Source organism: Stenotrophomonas veracruzanensis (assembly GCF_032911525.1).
Taxonomy (GTDB): Bacteria; Pseudomonadota; Gammaproteobacteria; order Xanthomonadales; family Xanthomonadaceae; genus Stenotrophomonas; species Stenotrophomonas africana.
In genome coordinates this window covers 1-17,299 of the sequence record NZ_JAWJTI010000014.1, presented here as the reverse complement: position 1 = coordinate 17,299, position 17,299 = coordinate 1, and the positions used below count along the sequence as shown (strand labels likewise).

Genomic DNA, 17,299 nt, shown 5'->3' with positions numbered 1-17,299 from the left:
GGGTCCGGTTACGGGGGACGCTGCAAGTACGTCCATGTAAGCTCGGTCGCCGCATCCATGCGGCTCACGCCCCCGCAACCGGACCCACCCCGCCTTCGACAGTTTTCCGCGAACTGTCGAAACGGCATTCTGTGCTGCTGGTGGGTGTCGACCTTGGTCGACACGGCTTTTGTAGAGTCGAGCCGTGCTCGACTGCTTCTGGCCTCAAGCCAGATAGACCTGCCCATCGCGGATATCGACCGGCACCGCACGCAGGCGGTCCCCCTTGCACGGGCCGGCGATGCAGTCGCCGCTGTCCAGCGCGAACGAAGCGCCATGCGCGGCGCAGACCAGGTGGCCTTCGCGGCTCTTCAGGAACTGGCCCGGGGCCCAGTCCAGGCGGCGGCCGGCGTGCGGGCAGATGTTCAGGAACGCACGCACCTGCGCGCCATCGCGGTACAGCACCAGCGACTCGGCATCGCCATCAACCACCGCTTCGACCTCGGCAAACGCGCCATCGGCAATGGCATCAAGGGCGATCAGGGCAGCAGCGGCAGTCATGGCGAAGGCTCGGACAGTAAACCCGCATTGTCGCACGCCCACTCAGGTGACTGGCTGCAACATGAACACAAGTCATTGATTCGTAATAAGTACAGGCTATATTTAACGAGTTTTTCACTCAATGACAGTGGCGCGTCCCGATACTCTGGTTTCGCTGATCCCAGCCTATCGAGCCGCCATGTTCAATCGCGCATCCGCCTTCAACCAGTTCCGCACCCTGTTCGCGCCGCGCAAGCCGCGTCACCCGCTGGTGCGCGTGGCCGTGGGCCTGCTCGGCTTGGCGATCCTGGCCGCGATGGTGTTCATCGGCGTATTCGTCGGTGCGGCGATGATCCTGGTCGGCCTGGCGTGGAAGCTGCTGGCTTCGCGCAAGCCGGGTGTCGCCCGTCCGGTCGACCCGACCGTGGTCGAGGGCGAGTACCGCGTGGTGCGCAAGCCGGTGCTGCCGGCCTCGCGCTGACCTGCACCATCCGCGCCCGCTGACGGCGGGCGCCATGCGTTCTAGACTGCGGGCACGCCCTTCCTGGATGCCCGCATGTCCGATGTCTCCGATGTGATCCCTGCCGTAGCCCTGCCGCGTGTGCCGGTAGCCGGTGGCGGCAGTTTTCCCGTGCACCGCATCTACTGCGTCGGCCGCAACTTCGCCGACCACGCCCGCGAAATGGGCGCGACGGTGCCGGCAGCCGATGATCGCGGCCGCCCGATGTTCTTCAGCAAGCCGGCCGATGCGATCGTGGTCGGCCACGACGATGCCATTCCCTACCCGCCGGCGACCGCCAACCTGCACCACGAAGTGGAACTGGTGGTGGCGATCGGCCGTGACGCACCCGCGGGCGAGCTGGCCGTGGCCGACGCCGACGCGCTGGTCTACGGCTACGCCGTTGGCCTGGACCTGACCCGCCGCGACCTGCAGGCCGCGGCCAAGGACAAGGGCCACCCGTGGGATGCAGCCAAGGGCTTCGATGCCTCCGCGCCGATCAGCGAGATCGTGCACGCCGAGGAAGTGGGCGACCTGGCCGCGCTGAACCTGTCGCTGGAGGTCAACGGCGAAGTGCGCCAGCAGGCGCTGCTGGACCAGATGATCTGGAACGTGCCGGAGATCCTGCATGAGCTGTCCAAGCTGTGGCAGCTGCGTGCCGGCGACCTGGTGTTCATGGGCACCCCGTCCGGGGTGGCTGCACTGAAGCCCGGCGACCGCTTCAGTGCCCGCCTGGAAAACGTGGCCGAGCGCCACGGCGTGATCGCCGGCTGACATCACCTGCGCTACCCTGCGCGCTGTCCACTTCCCCACCGGAGAAAAACAACAATGGGAATGCTCACCGAGTTCAAGGAATTCGCGATGCGCGGCAACGTCATCGACCTCGCCGTCGGCGTGGTGATCGGCGCGGCCTTCGGCAAGATCGTGACCGCGCTGGTCGAGAAGATCATCATGCCGCCGCTGGGCCTGCTGATCGGCAAGGTGGATTTCTCGCAGCTGGCGTGGACGCTGTCGCCGGCCCGCATCGGGCCGGACGGCAAGGAGATTCCGGCGGTGGTGATCGGCTACGGTGACTTCATCAACACGCTGATACAGTTCGTGATCGTGGCCTTCGCCATTTTCCTGGTGATCAAGGTGATCAACCGCCTGTCGCGCAAGAAGGAAGCCGCTCCCGCTGCGCCGGCCGAGGAAGTGGTGCTGCTGCGCGAGATCCGCGACAGCCTGAAGAAATAAGGTATCGGGCGCCTACGGGCGCCCCGCTTTCCTGTAGAACCGAGCCCACGCTCGGCTGCCTTCGTGCGTAGAGTCGAGCTTGCTCGACTGCCCGGAACAATCAGTCGAGCAGGGCTCGACTCTACAGAAGCACACGAAAGCCCCGCCCCGGCGGGGCTTTCGCTTTGCCGGACGTGGCGGAAAACAGCGTTCGCGCCAGCCATGACCTCCCGCCCATGCGCGCGGCTGAACGACTGTTAAGCTCCAAGGCTTAGGTCCCTTCCCGGAGTTGTCCATGCGTCGCCGCGTCCTTGCCATCGCATCCTCCCTCGCCCTGCTTGCCGCCCCGGCCTTCGCGGCGCCACGCATCACCACCCTGCCCCCGGCCTCGCTGGCCACCGCCGCGCAGCTGCGCGATCAGGCGCTGACCGATGACACTGGCTGGAAGGTGGTCGAATCGCTCACCACCGAGATCGGCCCGCGCATCGCCGGCGGCGAAGCCGACGCCCGTGCGGTGGCCTGGGCCGAAGCCAAGTTCAAGGCGCTCGGCTTCGACAAGGTGTGGAAAGAACCGGTGACCTTCCCGAAGTGGGAGCGCCGCAGCGAACACGCCGCCGTGACCGGCAGGAACCCGCAGCCGCTGCAGATCACCGCACTGGGCGGCAGCCCGGGCGGCACAGTGGAAGCCGAAGTGGTGCGCTTCGCCGACCTGGCCGCGCTGCAGGCCGCACCGGCCGGTTCGCTGAAGGGCAAGATCGCCTTCGTTGATTACCAGATGCTGCCGTTCCGCGATGGCCGCGACTATGGCCGTGGCGGCGCGATCCGCAGCAAGGGCCCGTCCGAGGCGATCCGCAAGGGCGCGGTGGGCTTCCTGATGCGCTCGGCCGGTACCGACTCGCACCGCGTGCCACATACCGGCATCACCCGTTTCGATGAGGGCCTGACCCCGGTGCCGTCGGCGGCGCTGTCGGTGCCCGATGCCGACCAGCTGGCGCGCCTGCTGGCCCGTGGCAGTACCACGGTGAAGGTGGCGCTGGACTGCGGCTGGGATGGCACTGCCACCTCGTACAACGTGATCGGCGAGATCACCGGCCGCAGCCTGCCGAAGGAAGTGGTGGTGATCGGTGGCCACCTGGATTCATGGGACCTGGGCACCGGTGCGGTGGATGATGGCGCGGGCGTGGGCATCACCATGGCGGCCGGCCACCTGATCGGCCAGCTGAAGCAGGCTCCGAAGCGCACCATCCGCGTGATCGCCTTCGCCAACGAAGAACAGGGCCTGTATGGCGGCAAGGCCTATGCCGAAGCGCACGCGAAGGACGTCGCCCTGCACCAGCTGGCCGCCGAGAGCGACTTCGGCGCAGGCCGCATCTACGCCTTCAATACCGGTTCGCCGAACCCGGAAGGCTCGCGCGAAGCGACCAGGCAGATTGCCGAAGTGATGAAGCCGCTGGGCATCGAGTACCAGGCCGACAAGGGTGGCCCGGGCCCGGACGTCGGCCCGCTGGCCGCCAAGGGCGGTGCGTGGGCGTGGCTGGCGCAGGATGGCTCGGACTACTTCCACCTGCACCACACCGCCGACGACACGCTGGACAAGATCGACCCGAAGGCGCTGGCACAGAACGTGGCCGCCTACACTGTGTTCGCCTACCTGGCGGCGGAAGCCGATGGCAGCTTCGGCAGCGAGGCCAAGGCGACCACGCCGCCGAACGAATGACGGCTCAACGGGCCGTCATTGAACTGCGCCGGGCATGACCCGGCGCAGTTCTGGTAGAGCCGACTGTTAGTCGGCTTCGCAAAGTGCGGGATTTAGAGCGTGGGATCAGTGCCCTCGCGGTTGGCGAGGGATCCCCGATCCTGCTACCCGTCCCACACGCTGGTGTTGCGCACCCCCAGCAGCTTCGGTTTGAACAGTGGATCCTTGCCCGCCTGGCGATGCTGTTCGTAGTCGCGCAGCGCCGCCAGCGCCGGCTTCTGCAGCAGCAGGATGGCGATGATGTTCAACCAGCTCATCAGGCCGACGCCGATGTCGCCAAGCGACCACGCGATCGTTGCACTGTTCACCGCTGAGTAGCCGGTCGCGGCCAGGAACAGCAGCTGGAACCCGCCCATCACCCACGGCGCGGGACGATCACGGCACAGGTAGCTGATGTTGGTCTCGGCCATGTAGTACAGCGCCAGGATGGTGGTGAACGCGAACGGCAGGATCGCCAGCGCCACGAACGAGCGGCCGAAGCCCGGCAACGCGGATTCCACGGCATGCTGCACAAAGCGCGGCCCCGCCTCGACGCCGGGCAGATTGCCCAGCAGCAGGCGCGCCTCATCCGGAATGCCATTCACTGCCGGGTCGTAGACGTTGTACAGACCCGTGGACAGGATCAGGAACGCGGTGGCACTGCACACCACCATCGTGTCGATGTAGACCGAGAACGACTGCACCAGGCCCTGCTTGACCGGATGCGAAACTTCGGCGGCAGCGGCCGGATGCGCACCGCTGCCCATGCCGGCCTCGTTGGACAGCACGCCACGGCGCACGCCCCACTGGATGGCGGTACCGATCATTGCACCGAACGCTGCATCCACACCGAATGCACTGCGCAGCACCAGCATGATCACCTCCGGCACTTTCTCTGCATTGAGCACCATCACCAGCGCCGCCACCAGCAGATACGCCACCGCCATCAGCGGCACCACCCATTCGGCAACCCGCGCGATGCGGCGCACGCCGCCGATCAGGATCGCGCCCAGCACCACCAGCAGTACCGTCGTAGTGGTCATCACCGGCACGTTCCAGGCTTCGTTCACCGCACTGGTGATGGCGTTGGACTGGGTGCCGGCCAGCATCGCGCCGGCCAGTACGGTTACCAGTGCGAACAGCACCGCGTACCAGCGCTGGCCCAGGCCCTTTTCGATGTAGTAAGCGGGCCCACCGCGATACTGGCCCTTGGCATCGCGGTCCTTGTAGATCTGCGCCAGCGTGGATTCGACGAAGGCACTGGACGCGCCGAGGAAGGCGACGATCCACATCCATAAGATCGCGCCCGGGCCGCCAAAGGCGATGGCCAGCGCCACGCCGGCGATGTTGCCGACTCCGACCCGGCTGGACAGCGACAGCGACAGGGCCTGGAACGGTGATACGCCGGAATCGGAGCGCTCATGACGCAGCATCAGGCGCAGCATGTCCGGCAGCGCACGCAACTGGATGAAGCGGGTGCGCACGCTGAAGTACAGACCAGCGAGCAGGCACAGCACCACCAGGTACGGGCTCCAGACGACGCCGAGGATCGTGTTGACGATGGATTCGATGTTCATCGGTTGCCCCTCAGAAGAACATGCCCAGGGCGACCTGGGGGCTGATGATGCGGCCTGCATTGCGCCCGGCCACGGTGAATTCGACGCCGGCGATCAGGCCCAGTGACGGACTGAAGTGGTACTCCACGGCCGGCGCCAGGCTGACGTTGCGGCTGGCCGGACGATGCTCTTCAATCCGTTCGATCACACCACTGCTGTTGCGTGCGAAGCCGCTCAGGCGCTGGCCGGTCTCGCGGCTTGCGGCCATTTCCATCACGCCCACCCAGCGTGAGTTGAAGCTGTACTCGGCGCCCACCGACAGCCCCAGTACCGAGCCGCGCGAAATGTGCCCCTGGAAGCTGTCGTCGGTGCCATACACGCTGGTGCCGGAAATGGCGGTGCGCGATGGAGCAGGACCGGCACTGAGCTGGGCGCGCCAGCGCAGCGGGCGATCGTTGCCCAACCACACCACCTGCTGCATGCCCAGTGCGGCGGTGGTGCGCTGCACGCCGTCGCCCTGTGCATCCAGCGGGTTGCCGGTGATGCGGTCGTGGCTGCCGGTACTGAAGCGCTGCACCAGTGCCACCGACACCGCCGGCCGGGTGCCATCGGCATTGGGCGCCTGCAGCAGGTACTGCAACCGGGCGGTGGTGTCGCCGGCGCGGAAACCACTGCTGCGCGCACTGCCGGATTCGGAGCGCGAGGCGCTGAGATTGACCTGGCCCATCACCCGGTCACTGAAGCCGTAGATGATTGGCACGACAGTCGCCCACGCGCCACTGCGCTCGGTGCTGCGGTGACGATCCCCGCTGTTGTCGTAGTGGTCGCGACTCTCGACCCGCACCAGATAAGGCTCGATGTACCAGTTGCCCTCCGGCAGGCCGGCCGGATTGGGCGTGATCAACGGGCCTGTGAAATTGACACCGTCGAGGCTGCGTTCTCCGGCCTGCACCGTGGGTGCCACAAGCGCAGCGAGTGCCAGAACCAGGCAAGTGCGACGTGTGCGGCGTTGGATTCGATGCATGGAACCACTCCTGTACGACGTTGGAAGGAACTCCACCGTGGAGCGCAGGAAACGGCCCAGCAATGAGACAAATACTAAAATCGCTTGCCTACCCATCAAGCGTGTTTGAAGCAACGTAAGCTGGCGCAAATGACCCAGTTTGCTGCGCGTGCACTGCGTGCACTCTTAGGCCGCGCAAAAAAAACCCGGCCACGAGGGCCGGGTCCTGACATCAGCTAGGCAACGAAATCGAAGGATCAGCCATTGCGGCGGCTCGCCCACTGCGCCAGCAGCACGGCCGTGGCCGAGGCCACGTTCAGGCTTTCCACCGCGCCGCTGCCGGGGATCGAGACCTGCAGGTCGCACTGGCTCGCCAGGCCACGGTCCATGCCCTCGCCTTCGGCGCCCATCACGTACACCAGCCGGTCTGGCAGGGACGCGCGGAACACGTCATCACCGCCCTCGACCAGGGTTGCGGCCAGGCCAAAACCGGCGCTGCGCAGCTGTGCCATCGCCTCTGCGGTCTCCGGCAACTGCACCAGCGGCACCGACTCCGCCCCGCCTTCAGCCACGCGTGCGGCGGCACCGGACAGCGCCAGTGTGCTGCCAGCCGGCAGCAGCAGCGCCTTGACGCCGAAGTGCGCGGCCGAGCGCAGGATCGCACCGAAGTTGTGCGGATTGCCGACGCCGTCCAGCCACAACGCCAGCGCCGGGCCTTCGCCGAGATCCTCCAGCCACTGCGCCAGCGGCACGACCGGCGCGCGCAGCACGTCGGCCACCAGGCCTTCGTGGTGCGTGGTAGCGGCCAGCTTGTTGAGGTCACCCTCCTCCACCACGCGATAGCCCACGCGGTTGGCCACGCACCACTTCAGCACCGGCTGCATGCGCGGAATCAGCGCGTCCACCAGATACAGCTTGCGCAGCGCCTGCGGGCGCTTGGCGAACAGGGCCTGCACGGCGTTCCAGCCATACAGGCGCAGTTCGTCGTTGCCGCGCCCCGGTGGCGGCGGGGTGCCGCCCTCACGCGGTGGCAGCGGGGTGGCCCGCGGCGGTCGCGACGACGGGCGGCGGGCGTTCTTCCAGGGATCATTCACTACGGGACAACTCCAGCTTGCGTTGACGCCAGAAATCGGCGTTCTTGATGCCCAGGGCATCGGGGTCGAAGGTCGGATCGAGGCCGAGCTTCTTCTGTCGTTCGTAATCACGCAGGGCCAGCATGGCCGGCTTCTGGATGATGAGGATGGCAATGATGTTCAGCCAGGCCATCAGGCCCACGCCGATGTCACCCAGCGCCCAGGCCAGGGTTGCATTATGGAACGCGCCGAACACCACCATGCCGATGATGCCCAGGCGCAGCAGCAGCACGGTCAGCGGGCGCTTCTTGTTGTGGTTCACATAGCTCAGATTGGTCTCGGCCATGTAGTAGTACGCCATGATGGTGGTGAAGGCGAAGAAGAAGATGGCGATCGATACGAACGCCGAACCCCAGCCCGGCAGCACCGCTTCCACGCCGGCCTGCGCGTAGCCCGCGCCTTCCGGAATGCCGGCCAGGCCCTGGAAGATCGGCTCGGCGCCGGCCACGGGCGAGTACACGTTGTAGGTGCCGCTGGCCAGGATCAGGAACGCGGTGGCGGTACACACCATCATGGTGTCGAAGTAGATGGCGAAAGCCTGCACGTAACCCTGCTTGGCCGGGTGCGAGACTTCCGAGGCGGCTGCCGCGTGCGGGCCCGAGCCCTGGCCGGCTTCGTTGGCGTAGATGCCGCGCTTGATGCCCCACTCCACCGCCAGGCCCATCATCGCGCCGAACGCGGCGTGGGTGCCGAAGGCGCTCTTGAAGATGATGCCGAACATTTCCGGTACGCGGTCGTAGTTGATGATCATGATGACGATGGCCATCAGGATGAAGCCGGCGGCCATGAACGGCACCACCACTTCGGCGAAGTTGGCGATGCGCTTGACGCCGCCGAAGATCACCACGCCCAGCAGCAGCGCGACCACGATGCCGATGCCCAGCTTCAGCGCCTGCACCGATTCCATGCCGAAGGCCTGGCCATCGAGCGGGCCGCACAGTGCGGTGCCACGGCAGGCGTTGATGATGCTGTCGGCAATGGCGTTGGCCTGCACGCCCGGCATCAGGAAGCCGGCGGCGATGATCGTGGCGATGGCAAAGGCCAGCGCGTACCACTTCAGGCCCATGGCCTTTTCGATGTAGTACGCCGGGCCACCGCGGTAGCGGCCTTCGGCGTCCTTGGTCTTGTAGATCTGCGCCAGGGTGCATTCCACGTACGACGTGGACGCGCCAAGGAAGCCCATCACCCACATCCAGAAGATGGCACCGGGGCCGCCGAAGGCGATGGCGGTGGCCACGCCGGCGATGTTGCCGATGCCCATGCGGCCGGCCATCGACATGGCCAGGGCCTGGAACGAGGACACGCCGGCGTCGGATTTCTCACCCTTGACGGTGAGGCGGCACATCTCGAAGAAGCCGCGGATCTGCATGAAGCGCGTGCGCAGGCTGAAGAACAGGCCGGCGGCCAGGCACATGAAGATCAGCGCCTTGCTCCAGATGATGCTGTTGATGAAATGTACGGTAGCTTCCACGCGCGCTCTCTCCAGTCGGCGGGTTGTAAGGACGTCCCGTCGGCTGGAAGGGACCGGTCGATTCTCCCTGATCGAAGGCCGCTGCGGTAGCGCTGTTTTGTAGAGCCGAGCCCATGCTCGGCTTGGGCCCCGAGGGCAGCCGAGCATGGGCTCGGCTCTACAGCGGCCAGCCCGCGTCTTCAGGGCAGCTGCGTGCGTACCCGGGCGAAGCGGCGCAGGTCGTGCAGGACGCCGCGCTTGTAGACCGCGCAGCGCTCCACGCCTTCTTCCTGGAAGCCGTTCTTCTCCAGCACCCGGGCCGAGCCGAGGTTGAAGTCGACCACGGTGGCCTACAGCCTGAACAGGCGCAGTTCGTCCATTACCCACGGTGCGAACTGGCCGACCACGCGGGTCATCACGCCCTGGCCCCAGTAGGCCTGGCCCAGCCAGTAACCCAGTTCGGCGGTATGCCCACGTTCGGCCACGCCCTGCTGGGCACCGACGCTGCCGCAGGCCTGGCCGTCCATCTCGATGGCCAGGTTCAGGGTGCCGGGGGCCAGCACGCGGCCCGCGAGGAAGGCCTCGCCATCCTCGCGCGTGTACGGGTACGGAAAGCGATCACGCAGGCCCCGCGACACTTCGGCGTCGTTGGCATGGCGCAGCAGCGATTCCAGATCATCCGGGCGCCAGGGGCGCAGCTGGAAGCCGTCGCCCCACGGCAGAGTGGTTGGATCAGGCATGGCCACCCACCGAGGGCGATTCCGCTTCCTGCTTCTCCAGTTCGCGCTTCACCGCTTCCGGCGAGCGGGTGTAAGGGGCCAGCCGCGCGTAGAACGCCGGCACCACGAACAGCGACAGGAAGGTGGACAGGGTGACGCCGAAGATGATCACGATGCCGATCGTGCCACGGCTGGCCGAACCCGGGCCACCGGCCACCACCAGCGGGATCGCGCCGACGACGGTGGCGATGGAGGTCATCAGGATCGGGCGCAGGCGCACCATCGCCGATTCGATGATCGCCTCGCGCACGGTTCTTCCGTCGTCGCGCAGCTGGTTGGCGAATTCGACGATGAGGATGCCGTTCTTCGCTGCCAGGCCGACCAGCATGACGATGCCGATCTGGCTGAACAGGTTCACCGTGCCCCCACTCACCCACAACCCGACCAACGCGCCGAGCACGCCCAGCGGCACGGTCAGCATGATGGTCAGCGGGTGGATGAAGCTCTCGAACTGCGCGGCCAGCACCAGGTAGACCACCAGCAGGGCCATCGCGAAGGTCAGCAGCACCGCGCCGCCAGCGCTCTGGTACTCGCGCGATTCACCCTTCCAGTTCACCTGCGCGTACTGCGGCAGCTCTTCGCGCGTGACCTGCTGCGCCCAGGCGATGGCCTCACCCAGCGGATAGCCCGGCGCCAGGCCGGCGCTGATGGTGATCGAACGCAGTCGGTTGAAGCGGTTCAGGGTGCCGGCCTCGGCCACTTCGCTCAGTGTGACCAGGTTGGACAGCGGCACCAGTTCGCCGGAGGTGGCGCGCACGCGGATCGCGGCCAGGTCGGCCGGGCTGGCACGGCCATCGCGACCGGCCTGCACCAGTACGTCGTATTCCTCGCCGTTGTCGACGAAGGTGGTGACACGGCGCGAACCCATCATGGTTTCCAGCGCCGAACCGATCGCGGTGACCGGCACGCCGAGGTCGGCCGCACGCTGGCGGTCGATGTTCACCCGCATCTGTGGCCGGGTTTCCTTGTAGTCCGAGTCCGGGCCGACCAGGCCGGGATTGTCGGCCATGCGCAGCAGAATGCGGTCGCGCCACTGCGCGATCTCGGCGTACTCCGGGCCACCCAGCACGATCTGGAACGGCTGCCCGCCACTGCGCACCAGGCCGCCACCCACCTGGGTGCGCACGCGCACGCCACGGATGGTGTCCAGCTCCTTCTGCAGTTCGTTGGCGACTTCCGGCGTGCCTTCGCTGCGCTGACGCCACGGCTGCAGGAACACGCTGACGCGGCCGGTGTGCATTTCCTCGCTGGCGCCGAAGCCGCCGGGCACGCGCGGGTTGGCGCGCACGATCGGCTTGTCCGCGCCCACGTGCGGCGCCAGCAGCGCTTCCACCTGCTGCACCTGCTGCACGGTGTAGTCGTAGCCGGCGCCTTCCGGTCCATCGATCATGATCTGGAACGAACCGCGGTCTTCGGCCGGCGCCAGTTCCGACGGCAGCACCTTGATCAGCAACCAGCTGGCCGCCAACGCAGCAACCATCACCAGCAGATAGATCCAGGTGCGATCCACATGATGATCGAGCACCCGCCCATAGGCACCCGCCAGGCGTTCCAGGTTGCGATTGATGAAGCCGTGCAGGCCGCGCGGTGCCTGCCCGGTATGCGGCTTGAGCAGCTTGGAGGCCATCATCGGCGTCAGTGTGAGCGCCACGAACGCCGACAGCGCCACTGCGGCGGCCAGCGCCACTGCCAGTTCGCGGAACAGGCGCCCGGTGTTGCCTTCCAGGAAACCGACCGGCAGGAACACCGCCACCAGCACGGCGGTGGTGGCGATCACCGCGAAGGCGACCTGCGCCGTACCCCGCTTGGAGGCCACCAGCGGCGGCTCGCCCAGGTCGATGCGGCGCTGCACGTTCTCCACCACCACGATCGCATCGTCCACCACCAGGCCGATGCACAGCACCAGAGCAAGCAGGGTCAGCAGGTTGATCGAGAAGTCGAACGCATACAGCGCGATGAACGCCGCGACCAGGCACACCGGTACCGTCACCGCCGGAATCAGTGCGGCGCGGAAACTGCCGAGGAACAGCCAGATCACCGCCAGCACCAGGATCATCGCTTCCACCAGCGTGGCGTAGACGCGGTCCACGGCGGCTTCGATGAAGGTGGTGTTGTCGAACGCAACGAAGATCTGCGTGCCCTTGGGCAGCGACAGCGCCACACGCTCGGCTTCGGCACGCGCAGTGCGCGCCACGTCCAGCGAGTTGGCGGTGGAGGTCTTGACGATGCCCAGGCCGATGCCCGGCTCACCGTTACTGCGGTAGTAAGCGCGGCGTTCGGCCGAGGCCAGCTCGATCTTCGCCACGTCGCCCATGCGCACCACGTAGCCATCGCGGCCCTTGCCCAGCGGGATGGTCGCGAAGTCTTCCGGCTTGATGTAGTTGCGCTCCACGCGCAGGGTGAAATCACGGTCGGTCGACTCGATGCGCCCGGCCGGCAGTTCCACGTTCTCGTTGCGCAGCGCGGTTTCCACGTCGCCGGTGGTCAGCCCGCGCGCGGCCAGCTGGTCACGGTCCAGCCAGATGCGCATTGCATAGCGCTGGCGGCCGCCGATGCGGACCTGGGCCACGCCGTCGAGGCTGGAGAAGCGGTCGACCACGTAGCGGTCGGCGTAGTCGCTCAGCTCCAGCGTGTCCATGGTCGAGGAGACCATGTTGAACCAGATGATCGGGTCGGCATCGCTTTCGACCTTGGCGATTTCCGGCGGCCGCGCTTCTTCCGGCATGCGGTCGGCGACACGGCTGACCGCGTCGCGCACGTCATTGGCCGCCGCTTCGATATCGCGGTTGGAGGTGAACTCGATGCTGACCTGCGAGCGGCCGTTGGTGCTGCGCGCGTTGATCGTATCGATGCCTTCGATGCCGGCCAGCGCATCTTCCAGCACCTGGGTGATGCGGCTTTCGATGACCGCTGCCGAGGCGCCGGTGTAGTCCACCGACACCGAGACGATCGGCGGATCGATGGCCGGCAGCTCACGCAGGGTCAGGCGGGTGAAGGACATCACGCCCAGCACCAGCAGCAACAGGCTCATCACCACGGCGAACACCGGCCGCTGGATGGAGACGTCGGACAGCTTCATCCGCCGTGGCCCTCGGCCGCGACCGGTGCAGCGGCGTCAGCTGGCTTTGCACCGCTGGCCGGTGCCGCATCCTTGGCCGCGACCTTCAGGCCTGGGCGCAGCTTGCCGGTGCCATCGACCACGATGCGCTGACCGGCTTCCAGGCCTTGCTTGATCTCAACCACGCCGGCGCGGCGCGCACCGGTCACCACGTCCACGCGCTCGACGCTGTCGTCGCTCTTGATGCGGTACACGAACGTGTCGCGGCCCACCTGCACCACGGCGATTTCCGGCACCACCAGCGCCGGACGCTCGGGGCGGAACAGGCGCACGTCCAGCAGCATGCCCGGGCGCAGCGCGTGGTCGCTGTTGGCGAAATCGCCGCGCACGGTCACCGCACGGGTCGCCGGGTCGATGCGTGCGTCGATGGTGCTGACCACGCCCTCGAAGGTGCGGCCCGGCCACGCCACGCTGGTGGCGCTGACCTTGTCACCGACGCCCAGCGCGGCCAGTTCCACTTCCGGCACCTGGAAATCGATGTGCATGTGCTCGATGTCGTCGAGCGTGGCGATCACCGTGGTCGGCGTCAGCAGCGTGCCCGGGCTGACCTGGCGGATACCCAGGACCCCAGCGAACGGCGCACGCACGCGGCGGTCGCCGATATCCGCCTGCATCTGCGCCACACGCGCCTCGGCGGCATCACGGATCGACTTCTGCGTATCCAGCGTGGCGCTGGACACCAACCGCTGGGAGGCCAGCTCGCGCTGGCGCTTGTACAGCTGGTCGGCCTCGTGGAAGGTGGCCTGCGCCTGCACCAGCGCAGCCTCCTGGGCCTGGCCGCGCAGGGTCACGATCGGTGCGCCGGCGGCGATGTGCTGGCCGCTTTCGAAGTGCACCTTCTCGACGATCTCGCTGACCTTGGCGGTGACGCTGATCGACTCGCGCGCCTTGGCCGTGCCCAGTGCCTGCAGGGTGTCGTTCCACTGCGTAGGCTGCACCACCTGCGCCGTCACCGGCACTGCTTCGCCCTGCCGACGCACGGCGGCCTCCTGTTTGCCTGCGCACCCGGCCAGCACGGCCAGGCTGAGGCCAAGGGCCAGGGTCGAAGCGATACGAGCCAACATGAATGGTCCTGATTGATCCACGGCCGCCGAGTGTAGGCAAGGGCCCGCAAAAGCGGTATGTGCCAAGCGTTTACCAGCGTGGAACCAGTGCCGTGATAGCGCCCTGAATCCGTTCCGTGCAAGGCGGGTCGTGGCGATGTCGGCGTGTGTCGAGGTGTATCCAGCCGCGCAACGCAGGCGTTGCCATCGTAGAGTCGAAGCTGCCCGGCAGAGGGCGTCGGGCGGGGACGGATCCTGGCGGGGATCCGGCCCCGGTTTTTTTACACCCGGCGGATCAATACCGGTAGTTCACCTTCATCCACAGGCTGCGGCCCGGCTCGTTGATGCGCACCGGATCGGCCGGGAAGCCGAAATCGGCGCTGCCGGCCAGGTTCAGATGCTCGCTGTAGGCACGGTCGAACAGATTGTCGACACCCGCGCTGAGCTGCAGCTGCGAACTGAAGCGGTAGGCCGCATTGAGCGCGAAGGTGGCGAAGCCGGCACTCGGCCCCAGGTCCTGCGCAACCACATTGCCTTGGCCATCGGCGACACGATGCTGGTGGGTCACCGCGCGCAGCAGCGTACCGGCACTCCAGCGCTCGCCTTCCCAGTTCGCGCTCAGGCGTGCTTCCAGCGGCGGCATCTGCGGCAGCGGACGCTGCTGGTCGCGGTTCTCGCCCCAGGCATAGGCCAGCGTACCGCCCAGCTTCCATTGTTCGGCCAGGCTCACCTCCAGACCGGCTTCGGCACCGGCGATGCGCGCATCGACGTTGCTGGCCTGGCTCATGCCCATCATGCCGCTGCCGTGGTAGGTGAACAGGATGTAGTCCTGGATCTGCCCGGCGTACGCCGAAACCCACGCCTGCACGCGCGGTCCCTTGTACTGCAGGCCGACGTCGAGCTGGGTGGTGCGTTCGGGCTGCACGCCGGTGAACGCGTTCACCGCGCCGGCCGGGCCATGGTTGGGCGAGAACAGCTCCCAGTAGTCGGGCATGCGCTCACTGTGGCCGAGACCGGCATACCAGGTCAGACCGTCGGCCAGGTCCTGCTCGTAGCGCAGGAAACCGCTGCCGAGCCATTCCTTGCGGCGCTGGCCCGCAGTCGGATTGGGCATGTTCCCCATCATGCCGCGGATCGATTGCCGCTCATCGCGCACGCTGGCGCGGTCAATGCGCAGGCCACTGACCCAGCGCTGGTCGGTGCCGGCGCCCAGGGTCAACTCGGTGAACACGCCATAGCGGCGGAAGTTGGCATCGGTCTCCCAGGCGGCCTGTCGGTAGGTGTCGCGGCCCATGCCCATGCGGCCACGATGGCGGCTGTCCTCGCCATCCACACCGGCCACAAGCTGCACGTCCTGCCAGCGCCACTCGGAACTGACCCGGCCGCCCTGGGTACGGCGATCCACGTTCGACGCCATCGGCATCGGCATCATGCTGTGCGGGTTCGGCGTGCGCAGCGTGTAGTTGTCCATCACGTGGTCGGCCTCGTTGTAGTACACGTTGGCCTGCAACGTGTCCCACGCACCGGGAAGATTTCGTTTTTCGAAGCGCGCGGCATAGCTGGTGCGTTCGAACGCGGCACCGTCCATGCCGCGCCCGGCGTAACGCGCGATGGCATCACCGGCACCGGCGGAGATTTCCAGCAGCGTGTCGGCATCCGGCGTCCAGCCAACGGCCACGTCGCCATTCCACTTGCGCCACTTCGAGGGCACCACATCACCGTGGCCATCCTTGTAGTCGTCAGCTTCGGAACGGTTGCCGCTGGCGCGTACATAGCCGGTCGGATTGCCCAGGGTCAGGTCCAGCACCTGGTCGTTGCGGTTGCGCGAGCCAACCAGCGCACTGGCGTCCGCCCGCAGGCCAGGCTCCTCGAAGCGCGGCGTATCGCGTTCGAAGCGCACGGTGCCGGCCGAGGCACCGGCGCCCCAGCGCACGCTCTGCGGGCCCTTGATGATGGTCAACCGGTCGAAGCTCTCCGGCGCGATGTAGGACAGCGGATTGTCCATGCGCGATGGGCAGGCGCCGATCAGGTTGCCATCGTTGCTGAGGATGTTCAGGCGCGAACCGAACATGCCGCGCAGCACCGGGTCACCGTTGGTGCCACCGTTGCGGATGGCGGAGAAGCCGGGAACGGTCTTCAGGTAATCGGCGCCATCACTGGCGGGTACCGGCTGCCGCGGCAGGCGCGGATCGGTCACCCAGTGCAGTGGCGACGAGGGCGCGGCGGCGGTGACCACCATCGTGTCGAGGGTACGCGCCTCTTCGGCGGGCGCAGCGTGGGCCAGCGTTGCAGCCACGGCCAGGCCAAGGGCAACCGGCAGGCGCGCGCAAGCGCCCGCGGGGCGGGAAGTCATTTTCATCGGAACAGCTCCAAGGTACGCACGCGCGCACGGCGCCGGTCAGGCGTCGTGCGGCAGATTCGATAGGGACATCAGCGAACGATGGAGAAACGCGGCGGCCCACGCGCGGCATGCGCCGGCCAGCGCAGCGCGGGCAGAACCTGCTGAGACCACGGGAACACCAGGCGCGGCCGCCACAGCAGCGGTAACAGCAGCACCAGTACCGCCAGCCATGGCAGCAGGCGCATCGCCAGCACGCAGTATTCGCAGGCTTCGCCGTGCATGGCGTGGGGGTCGGGCGGACGGTCAGGCGCTACCGGCGAGGACCCGTGTTGATCGTGCCCGGCCATGGCCATGCCGTGCATGTCATGGCCCATGGCAGCGTGGTCCATGCCTGCCATCGCGACGTGCTCCATCGGCTGCGCCTGCAGCGCGCGACTGACCAGTGGCGCAAGCACCATCAGCAGCGTCGCCAGGACGGCGAGCTGGAGCAGAAGGCGCTGCGGGCGGGACAGGCGGGTCACCCCGCTAGTGTAGATGCGGGTCCAGGGTTGCTCGTGCGACGAACCGTCGCAGGAGGGGGTTTATCGGCAGGGCGTGCAGCCCTGCACCCGCTGCGAGCTGGAGCAACAGCAACAGCCGAAGCAAAAGCGGGCTTCCTGTGGGTAGGCGGGGTGGGTCCGGTTGCGGGGGACGCCGTAAATACGTCCATGTAGGCTCGGTCGCCGCATCCGTGCGGCTCACGCCCCCGCAACCGGACCCACCCCGCCTTCGACAGCTTCCCGCGATCTGCAGGAGATCCACGCCATGCGTGGATGAATCTCCATCGGAATCGAATATTTCGAATTGGAATCGAGAACCATCCACGCATGGCGTGGATCTACCGTGTCGACCAAGGTCGACACCTACCAACA

At 67.0% G+C, this 17,299-nt stretch carries 13 protein-coding genes and 1 pseudogene; 4 read left to right on the top strand and 10 right to left on the bottom strand.

Annotated elements, in window-relative coordinates; translation table 11 throughout:
• Positions 1–204: 204 nt before the first annotated feature.
• On the bottom strand, positions 205–540 hold the full coding sequence (locus R1H25_RS11025; RefSeq protein ID WP_099589901.1) for a Rieske (2Fe-2S) protein: 336 nt from the start codon (positions 538–540) through the stop codon (positions 205–207).
• A 178-nt stretch (positions 541–718) separates the two neighbouring features.
• Here R1H25_RS11025 and R1H25_RS11020 point away from each other — a divergent pair, with 178 nt between their 5' ends.
• From R1H25_RS11020 to R1H25_RS11005, 4 genes are all read left to right on the top strand, one after another.
• Positions 719–1,000, top strand: coding sequence for a hypothetical protein (locus R1H25_RS11020; RefSeq protein WP_005410817.1), 282 nt, complete (start codon positions 719–721; stop codon positions 998–1,000).
• Between the two features lie 75 nt (positions 1,001–1,075).
• Positions 1,076–1,792, top strand: a complete 717-nt coding sequence (locus R1H25_RS11015; RefSeq protein ID WP_317223589.1) for a fumarylacetoacetate hydrolase family protein — start codon at positions 1,076–1,078, stop codon at positions 1,790–1,792.
• A 54-nt stretch (positions 1,793–1,846) separates the two neighbouring features.
• Complete coding sequence (gene mscL, locus R1H25_RS11010; RefSeq protein ID WP_049447393.1) at positions 1,847–2,251, top strand: large-conductance mechanosensitive channel protein MscL; 405 nt, start codon at positions 1,847–1,849, stop codon at positions 2,249–2,251.
• A gap of 274 nt (positions 2,252–2,525) precedes the next feature.
• The gene (locus tag R1H25_RS11005) at positions 2,526–3,947 is read left to right on the top strand and encodes a M28 family peptidase (RefSeq protein ID WP_317223588.1); all 1,422 of its coding nucleotides are present in this window, start codon (positions 2,526–2,528) and stop codon (positions 3,945–3,947) included.
• Positions 3,948–4,090: 143 nt separating this feature from the next.
• On the opposite strand, the gene R1H25_RS11000 is transcribed toward R1H25_RS11005, so the two are convergent.
• The 9 genes and pseudogenes from R1H25_RS11000 to R1H25_RS10960 all read right to left on the bottom strand — a co-directional run bounded on the left by R1H25_RS11000 (position 4,091) and on the right by R1H25_RS10960 (position 16,909).
• Complete coding sequence (locus tag R1H25_RS11000; RefSeq protein ID WP_317223587.1) at positions 4,091–5,542, bottom strand: alanine/glycine:cation symporter family protein; 1,452 nt, start codon at positions 5,540–5,542, stop codon at positions 4,091–4,093.
• Positions 5,543–5,552: 10 nt separating this feature from the next.
• Complete coding sequence (locus R1H25_RS10995) at positions 5,553–6,545, bottom strand: hypothetical protein (RefSeq protein ID WP_317223586.1); 993 nt, start codon at positions 6,543–6,545, stop codon at positions 5,553–5,555.
• Positions 6,546–6,781: 236 nt separating this feature from the next.
• On the bottom strand, positions 6,782–7,618 hold the full coding sequence (locus R1H25_RS10990; RefSeq protein WP_317223585.1) for a TrmH family RNA methyltransferase: 837 nt from the start codon (positions 7,616–7,618) through the stop codon (positions 6,782–6,784).
• Complete coding sequence (locus tag R1H25_RS10985) at positions 7,611–9,128, bottom strand: sodium:alanine symporter family protein (protein ID WP_049447388.1); 1,518 nt, start codon at positions 9,126–9,128, stop codon at positions 7,611–7,613. Before R1H25_RS10985 ends, R1H25_RS10990 begins: the two co-directional genes overlap by 8 nt.
• Before the next feature lie 179 nt (positions 9,129–9,307).
• Positions 9,308–9,847 (bottom strand): annotated as a pseudogene (locus R1H25_RS10980) (GNAT family N-acetyltransferase).
• A complete protein-coding gene (locus R1H25_RS10975; protein ID WP_049447386.1) occupies positions 9,840–12,965 on the bottom strand; it encodes an efflux RND transporter permease subunit in 3,126 nt (1,041 codons plus the stop codon). Before R1H25_RS10975 ends, R1H25_RS10980 begins: the two are co-directional and overlap by 8 nt.
• Positions 12,962–14,068: an efflux RND transporter periplasmic adaptor subunit gene (locus R1H25_RS10970; protein ID WP_317223584.1), complete on the bottom strand. Its 1,107-nt coding sequence runs from the start codon at positions 14,066–14,068 to the stop codon at positions 12,962–12,964. The genes R1H25_RS10975 and R1H25_RS10970 overlap by 4 nt, the downstream gene beginning before the upstream one ends.
• A gap of 274 nt (positions 14,069–14,342) precedes the next feature.
• Complete coding sequence (locus R1H25_RS10965; RefSeq protein ID WP_317223583.1) at positions 14,343–16,406, bottom strand: TonB-dependent copper receptor; 2,064 nt, start codon at positions 16,404–16,406, stop codon at positions 14,343–14,345.
• 71 nt (positions 16,407–16,477) lie between these two features.
• Positions 16,478–16,909, bottom strand: a complete 432-nt coding sequence (locus R1H25_RS10960; protein WP_057499467.1) for a DUF2946 domain-containing protein — start codon at positions 16,907–16,909, stop codon at positions 16,478–16,480.
• Between the last annotated feature and the right edge of the window lie 390 nt (positions 16,910–17,299).

Excerpts from the sequence above, each read along its gene's own strand:
- R1H25_RS10995 (WP_317223586.1), bottom strand. The coding sequence starts at position 6,545 with ATGCATCGAATCCAACGCCGCACACGTCGCACTTGCCTGGTTCTGGCA.
- R1H25_RS11025 (WP_099589901.1), bottom strand. The coding sequence starts at position 540 with ATGACTGCCGCTGCTGCCCTGATCGCCCTTGATGCCATTGCCGATGGC.
- mscL (WP_049447393.1), top strand. The coding sequence starts at position 1,847 with ATGGGAATGCTCACCGAGTTCAAGGAATTCGCGATGCGCGGCAACGTC.
- R1H25_RS11020 (WP_005410817.1), top strand. The coding sequence starts at position 719 with ATGTTCAATCGCGCATCCGCCTTCAACCAGTTCCGCACCCTGTTCGCG.
- R1H25_RS10975 (WP_049447386.1), bottom strand. The coding sequence starts at position 12,965 with ATGAAGCTGTCCGACGTCTCCATCCAGCGGCCGGTGTTCGCCGTGGTG.
- R1H25_RS10965 (WP_317223583.1), bottom strand. The coding sequence starts at position 16,406 with ATGAAAATGACTTCCCGCCCCGCGGGCGCTTGCGCGCGCCTGCCGGTT.
- R1H25_RS10970 (WP_317223584.1), bottom strand. The coding sequence starts at position 14,068 with ATGTTGGCTCGTATCGCTTCGACCCTGGCCCTTGGCCTCAGCCTGGCC.
- R1H25_RS11015 (WP_317223589.1), top strand. The coding sequence starts at position 1,076 with ATGTCCGATGTCTCCGATGTGATCCCTGCCGTAGCCCTGCCGCGTGTG.
- R1H25_RS11000 (WP_317223587.1), bottom strand. The coding sequence starts at position 5,542 with ATGAACATCGAATCCATCGTCAACACGATCCTCGGCGTCGTCTGGAGC.
- R1H25_RS11005 (WP_317223588.1), top strand. The coding sequence starts at position 2,526 with ATGCGTCGCCGCGTCCTTGCCATCGCATCCTCCCTCGCCCTGCTTGCC.